A 6,916-nucleotide genomic window follows, 5' to 3' on the forward strand; every position below is an offset into this window, starting at 1 on the left:
CGTTGTAATTTCGCTTGTCACCCTGAACGAAGAGTACCCTGATGATTGAACTCGATTTTTACGGGACACTTGTAGCCGCCTCTTTAGTATTGCTACTGGGGCGTAGTTTGGTCGCACGAATTGGTTTCCTGCGTACTTACAATATCCCGGAGCCTGTTGCAGGCGGCCTGGTCGTTGCCTTGTCACTCTTGGCCTTGCGCAGTTTCGATGTACACGTCCAGTTTGATACCTCGCTGCAAACGCCGTTGATGTTGGCATTCTTCGCCACCATCGGCTTGAGTGCAGACTTCGCCAGCCTGAAAAAGGGCGGGCGCGTGGTGGCGGTGTTTTTGCTGGTGGTCACAGGCTTGCTGCTGGTTCAGAACGCCATGGGCATCGGCCTGGCAACAGCATTGGGGCTCGATCCGCTGATGGGCTTGCTGACCGGTTCTATCAGTTTGTCGGGGGGCCACGGTACAGGCGCTGCCTGGGGCGCAACCTTCACCGAGAGATTTGGCCTGGCTTCGGCATCCGAACTGGCAATGGCCTCTGCCACCTTCGGCCTGGTGCTGGGCGGTTTGATTGGTGGTCCCGTCGCCAGGATGTTGATCAAGCGCGTCAAGGCACCCGGTATCGAAGAAGAAGTTCCGCAGTTACCAAAGGGTTTCGAACACCCGCATAAAGAGCGCCTGATTACGCCATTTACATTTATCGAAACCCTCGCACTTATTGCCGTCAGCTTGCTGGCCGGCACACTACTTAATAGCGCATTGAAAGGCACAACATTTGAACTACCGACCTTCGTCTGCGTACTCTTCGTGGGGGTAGTGTTGCGCAACGGGCTTTCAGCAATCGGCTTTTACCGTGTATTCGAGCGGGAAGTGTCAGTAATGGGCAACGTGAGTTTGTCCCTGTTCCTGGCCATTGCCTTGATGTCGCTCAAATTGTGGGACCTGGCAGCCCTGGCCTTACCCTTCTTCATCTTGTTGGCCGTGCAGACACTGGTCATGGCGCTATTCGCGATCTTCGTGACCTTCAGGGTGATGGGGCGCAACTACGATGCGGCAGTCCTGGCCGCAGGGCACTGCGGCTTCGGCTTGGGTGCGACGCCGACGGCCATCGCCAACATGCAGGCGGTGACCCAGCGCTACGGCGCCTCCCAGATTGCCTTTCTGGTGGTACCGATGGTGGGCGCGTTCTTCATCGACATCATCAATGTCGTCGTGATCAAGTTGTACCTGGCATTGCTCCTCCTTATCGGAGGATGAACCCGGCTCTCAAGGCTGTATCGATTTCAGTACACCGGATTGAAATCGATACACAACCATTCAGATGCGTCTGCACAAGGGTTTGATCACAAAACCCTTTCTCTCCCCTCGCCAACTGTAGCGTTATCGTTCCACAAAAATGTCAAACGCATTACAGAAACAATATAAGCATATGATTTATAACGTTTTTTTGTGATTGGCCGCGATATTGCTTAGGGAATCACAACCCAAGAGCGCGGAGCCACCGCGCCCAACGCCCTGCTTCCCGAGGATTCCCCATGAGCGAGTTGCGTTTCACTGAAGATCACGAATGGCTGCGCGTCGAAGCCGATGGCAGCGTCACCGTGGGCATCACCGCCTACGCCCAGAACGCCCTTGGCGATGTGGTTTTCGTGCAACTGCCCGAGTTGCAGCAGTACGAGAAAGGCAGCGAAGCGTCCACCGTTGAATCGGTAAAGGCCGCCAGCGGCGTGTACATGCCGCTGAGCGGCGAAGTGGTCGCGGTCAACGACCAGCTCGAAAACAGCCCAGAGCTGGTCAACGAAGACCCGATGGGCGAAGGCTGGTTCTTCCGCTTCAACCCGGCCGACATGAGCGAAGTCAGCGCACTGCTCGACCAGGATGCCTACGACCGCCTGATCAAAGCCAACGACGACGCCTGAGGAATTCCGCCATGACCATCAACCTCGGCACCGCCAACGAATTCATCGCCCGCCACATCGGCCCGCGCGCCGTTGACGAACAGGCCATGCTCGCCGCCCTGGGCTTCGACTCGCTGGACGCCATGACTGCCGCAGTCATCCCTGACAGCATCAAGGGCACCAGCGTGCTTGGCTCGCACGACGGCCAGAGCGAAGCCGACGCGCTCGCCGCGCTCAAGGCCATCGCCGGCAAGAACCAGCTGTTCAAAAGTTACATCGGCCAGGGCTACTACAACACCCACACTCCGGCGCCGATCCTGCGCAACCTGCTGGAAAACCCAGCCTGGTACACCGCCTACACCCCGTACCAGCCAGAAATTTCCCAGGGCCGCCTGGAAGCGCTGCTGAACTTCCAGACCTTGATCAGCGACCTGACCGGCCTGCCGATCGCCAATGCCTCGCTGCTCGACGAAGCCACTGCCGCCGCAGAGGCCATGACCTTCTGCAAGCGCCTGTCGAAGAACAAGGCCAGCCACACCTTCTTCGCCTCCGTGCACTGCCACCCGCAAACCCTGGACGTGCTGCGCACCCGCGCCGAGCCGCTGGGTATCGAGGTCGTGGTCGGCGACGAGCGCGAGCTGGGCGATGTCAGCGCCTTCTTCGGCGCCCTGCTGCAGTACCCAGCCAGCAACGGTGAAGTGTTCGACTACCGTGAAGTGGTACAGCGCTTCCACGCCGCCAACGCCTTGGTCGCCGTCGCTGCCGACCTGCTGGCGCTGACGCTGCTGACCCCTCCGGGCGAGTTCGACGCCGACGTGGCCATCGGCAGCGCCCAGCGTTTTGGCGTACCCCTGGGCTTCGGTGGCCCGCACGCGGCCTACTTCGCCACCCGCGACGCGTTCAAGCGCGACATGCCGGGCCGCCTGGTCGGCGTATCGATCGACCGCTTCGGCAAAACCGCCCTGCGCCTGGCCATGCAAACCCGCGAGCAGCACATCCGCCGCGAAAAGGCCACCAGCAACATCTGCACCGCACAGGTACTGCTGGCCAACATCGCCAGCATGTTTGCCGTGTACCACGGCCCGGCCGGCCTCAAGCGCATTGCCGAGCGTACCCATGCGCTGACCGCGATCCTGGCCGCCGGCCTGAAGGCCCTGGGCGTACCGGTAGTGGGCACCAGCGCCTTTGACACCCTGACCCTGGCCACCGGTACCGCCACCACCAGCTTGCATGACAAGGCACGCGCCCAGGGCATCAACCTGCGCCAGATCGACGCCGCCCACCTGGGCCTGTCGCTGGACGAAACCAGCAGCCAGGCTGACGTCGAGTCGCTGTGGCAGCTGTTCGCTGGTGACCAGGCACAACCTGACTTCGTCGCCCTGGCCGCCAGCACCGGTTCGCTGCTGCCCACCGCCCTGCTGCGCCAGTCGGCCATCCTCGAACACCCCGTGTTCAACCGCTACCACAGCGAAACCGAGTTGATGCGCTACCTGCGCCGCCTGGCCGACAAGGACCTGGCGCTGGACCGCAGCATGATCCCGCTGGGCTCGTGCACCATGAAGCTGAACGCCGCCAGCGAAATGATCCCGGTCACCTGGGCCGAGTTCGGCAACCTGCACCCGTTCGCCCCGGCCGAGCAGAGCCAAGGCTACCTGCAGATGACCACCGAACTGGAGGCCATGCTGTGTGCCGCCACCGGTTATGACGCAGTATCGCTGCAGCCCAACGCCGGCTCGCAGGGCGAATACGCAGGCCTGTTGGCCATCCGCGCCTATCACCGCAGCCGCGGCGAAAGCCACCGCGACATCTGCCTGATCCCATCGTCGGCCCACGGCACCAACCCGGCCACCGCACACATGGCGGGCATGCGCGTCGTAGTCACCGCTTGTGACGCCCGCGGCAACGTCGATGTCGAGGACCTGCGCGCCAAGGCCATCGAACACCGCGAGCGCCTGGCCGCGATCATGATCACCTACCCGTCGACCCACGGTGTGTTCGAGGAAGCGATCGGCGAAATCTGCGCAATCATTCACGACAACGGTGGCCAGGTGTATATCGACGGCGCCAACATGAACGCCATGGTCGGCCTGTGCGCCCCTGGCAAGTTCGGTGGCGACGTTTCCCACCTGAACCTGCACAAGACCTTCTGCATCCCGCACGGTGGCGGCGGCCCGGGCGTCGGCCCGATTGGCGTCAAGTCGCACCTGGCGCCGTTCCTGCCTGGTCACGCGAAACTGGAAAACACCGAAGGTGCGGTGTGCGCCGCACCGTTCGGCAGCGCCAGCATCCTGCCGATCACCTGGATGTACATCCGCATGATGGGCGGTGCCGGCCTCAAGCGTGCCTCGCAGATGGCGATCCTCAATGCCAACTACATCGCCCGCCGCCTGGAAGAGCACTATCCTGTTCTGTATACCGGCGGTAATGGCCTGGTGGCTCACGAGTGCATCCTCGACCTGCGCCCGCTGAAGGACACCAGCGGCATCAGCGTCGACGACGTGGCCAAGCGCCTGATCGACTTCGGCTTCCATGCCCCGACCATGTCCTTCCCGGTGGCAGGCACGCTGATGATCGAACCGACCGAAAGCGAGTCCAAGGAAGAACTCGACCGTTTCTGCAACGCGATGATCCAGATCCGCGAAGAAATTCGCGCGGTCGAGAACGGTAGCCTGGACAAGGACGACAACCCGCTGAAAAACGCCCCGCACACGGCGGCCGAGCTGGTTGGCGAATGGGCCCATGGCTACAGCCGCGAACAGGCGGTGTACCCGCTGCCGAGCCTGGTGGAAGGCAAATACTGGCCGCCAGTCGGCCGGGTCGACAACGTGTTCGGCGACCGTAACCTGGTATGCGCCTGCCCGTCGATCGAGAGCTATCAGGACGCCTGATAGCTTTCGGGCCCGTTCCCTGAGTTGAGGTGTGGGCCTCTGTGGGAGCGGGTTTACCCGCGAATGCGATGGTGGCTTTACCGCCGCATTCGCGGGTAAACCCGCTCCCACAGGGTTCACCGTCCGTCCTGAAACCCTGGCAGGAGGTCACCATGTCATTGAGTGTCTTCGACCTGTTCAAGATCGGCATCGGCCCCTCCAGTTCACACACAGTCGGCCCGATGCGTGCCGCTGCGCGCTTTGCCGAAGGGCTGCGCCGTGACGGCCTGCTTGCCAGCACCGCCAGCGTCAGGGCCGAGCTGTATGGCTCACTGGGCGCCACCGGCAAGGGCCATGGCAGTGACAAGGCCGTGCTGCTGGGCCTTGAAGGCGAACACCCAGACATTATCGACACCGACAGCATCCCGGCTCGGCTGCAGGCCATCCGCGACAGCGGCCGCATCAACCTGCTGGGCGAGCACAGCATTGCGTTCATCGAAAAGCAGCACCTGGCGATGATCCGCAAGCCGCTGGACTACCACCCCAATGGCATGATCTTCCGCGCGTTCGACGAGGCCGGCCTGCAAATCCGCAGCCGCGAGTACTACTCGGTGGGCGGCGGTTTCGTGGTGGATGAGGACGCCGCCGGCCATGACCGCATCGTCGAGGACAGCACCGTGCTGGCCTACCCCTTCAAGACGGCCAAGGAACTGCTAGGCCATTGCTCCGCAATGCAACTGTCAGTCAGCCAAGTGATGTTGGCCAACGAGGCCGCCTGGCGCCCAGAGGCAGAAACCCGCGCCGGGCTGCTGCGCATCTGGCAGGTGATGCAGGATTGCGTCGAAGCCGGTTGCCAGCACGAAGGTATCTTGCCAGGAGGGCTCAAGGTAAAACGCCGGGCACCAGCCCTGTACCGCCAACTGAGCCGCCACCCGGAGGCCAGCCTGCGTGACGCCCTGTCGGTGCTTGACTGGGTCAATCTCTACGCTTTGGCGGTGAACGAGGAAAACGCCTATGGCGGGCGTGTGGTTACCGCCCCCACCAACGGTGCGGCGGGCATCGTCCCGGCGGTACTGCACTACTACATGCGTTTCGTGCCGGGCGCCAGCGAGGACGGGGTGGTGCGCTTTCTGCTCACCGCTGCGGCCATCGGCATCCTGTACAAGGAAAACGCCTCCATATCCGGCGCCGAAGTGGGCTGCCAGGGAGAAGTCGGCGTCGCCTGTTCGATGGCCGCCGGGGCGTTGTGCGAAGTGATGGGCGGCAGCGTGCAGCAGGTGGAGAACGCCGCCGAAATCGGCATGGAACACAACCTGGGCCTGACCTGCGACCCGATCGGAGGCCTCGTGCAGGTGCCCTGCATCGAACGCAATGCCATGGGTTCGGTGAAAGCCATCAACGCGGTGCGCATGGCCTTGCGCGGGGACGGCCAGCACTTCGTGTCCCTCGACAAGGTCATCCGCACCATGCGCCAGACTGGCGCCGACATGAAAAGCAAATACAAAGAGACCGCCCGAGGCGGCCTGGCCGTCAACATCATCGAATGTTGACCCGACAACAACAGCAAGGAGTCACCGATGTCCGAAACACTGCTCAAGACCCCACTGCATGCCCTGCACCTGGAATTGGGGGCGCGCATGGTGCCGTTCGCCGGCTACGACATGCCAGTGCAGTACCCGCTGGGCGTGCTCAAGGAACACCTGCACACCCGCGAGCAGGCCGGCCTGTTCGATGTCTCGCACATGGGCCAGATCATCCTGCGCGGCGCCGATGCCGCCAAGGCCTTGGAAAGCCTGGTGCCAGTGGACATCATCGACCTGCCGGTGGGCATGCAACGCTATGCCATGTTCACCAATGAACAAGGCGGTATCCTTGACGACCTGATGGTGGCCAACCTGGGCGACGACACCCTGTTCCTGGTGGTGAACGCCGCTTGCAAGGACCAGGACCTGGCCCACCTGCAAACGCACATCGGCGGCCGTTGCGAGGTGCAGCCATTGTTCGAGCAGCGTGCCCTGCTCGCCCTGCAAGGGCCGGCAGCGGTCAAGGTGCTTGAGCGCCTGGCCCCGGAAGTGGCCGGCATGACCTTCATGCAGTTCCGCCCGATGAAACTGCTGGGTGAAGACTGCTTCGTCAGCCGCTCGGGCTACACCGGCGAAGA

The 6,916-nt window shown here is 62.5% G+C and carries 4 protein-coding genes and 1 pseudogene; all 5 read left to right on the plus strand.

Annotated elements, in window-relative coordinates; translation table 11 throughout:
* Nucleotides 1–41: 41 nt before the first annotated feature.
* The gene (gene gltS, locus APH35_RS24415) at nucleotides 42–1,247 is read left to right on the plus strand and encodes a sodium/glutamate symporter (protein WP_012270689.1); all 1,206 of its coding nucleotides are present in this window, start codon (nucleotides 42–44) and stop codon (nucleotides 1,245–1,247) included.
* A gap of 278 nt (nucleotides 1,248–1,525) precedes the next feature.
* A complete protein-coding gene (gene gcvH / locus APH35_RS24420) occupies nucleotides 1,526–1,909 on the plus strand; it encodes a glycine cleavage system protein GcvH (protein WP_012270688.1) in 384 nt (127 codons plus the stop codon).
* Nucleotides 1,910–1,920: 11 nt separating this feature from the next.
* Nucleotides 1,921–4,776: an aminomethyl-transferring glycine dehydrogenase gene (gcvP, locus tag APH35_RS24425; protein ID WP_012270687.1), complete on the plus strand. Its 2,856-nt coding sequence runs from the start codon at nucleotides 1,921–1,923 to the stop codon at nucleotides 4,774–4,776.
* Between the two features lie 152 nt (nucleotides 4,777–4,928).
* Complete coding sequence (locus tag APH35_RS24430) at nucleotides 4,929–6,305, plus strand: L-serine ammonia-lyase (RefSeq protein WP_012270686.1); 1,377 nt, start codon at nucleotides 4,929–4,931, stop codon at nucleotides 6,303–6,305.
* A gap of 27 nt (nucleotides 6,306–6,332) precedes the next feature.
* Nucleotides 6,333–6,916: pseudogene (gene gcvT, locus APH35_RS24435) on the plus strand (glycine cleavage system aminomethyltransferase GcvT); the annotation flags it as partial.

The organism is Pseudomonas sp. NBRC 111132 (genome assembly GCF_001320565.1).
Lineage (GTDB): Bacteria > Pseudomonadota > Gammaproteobacteria > Pseudomonadales > Pseudomonadaceae > Aquipseudomonas > Aquipseudomonas putida_P.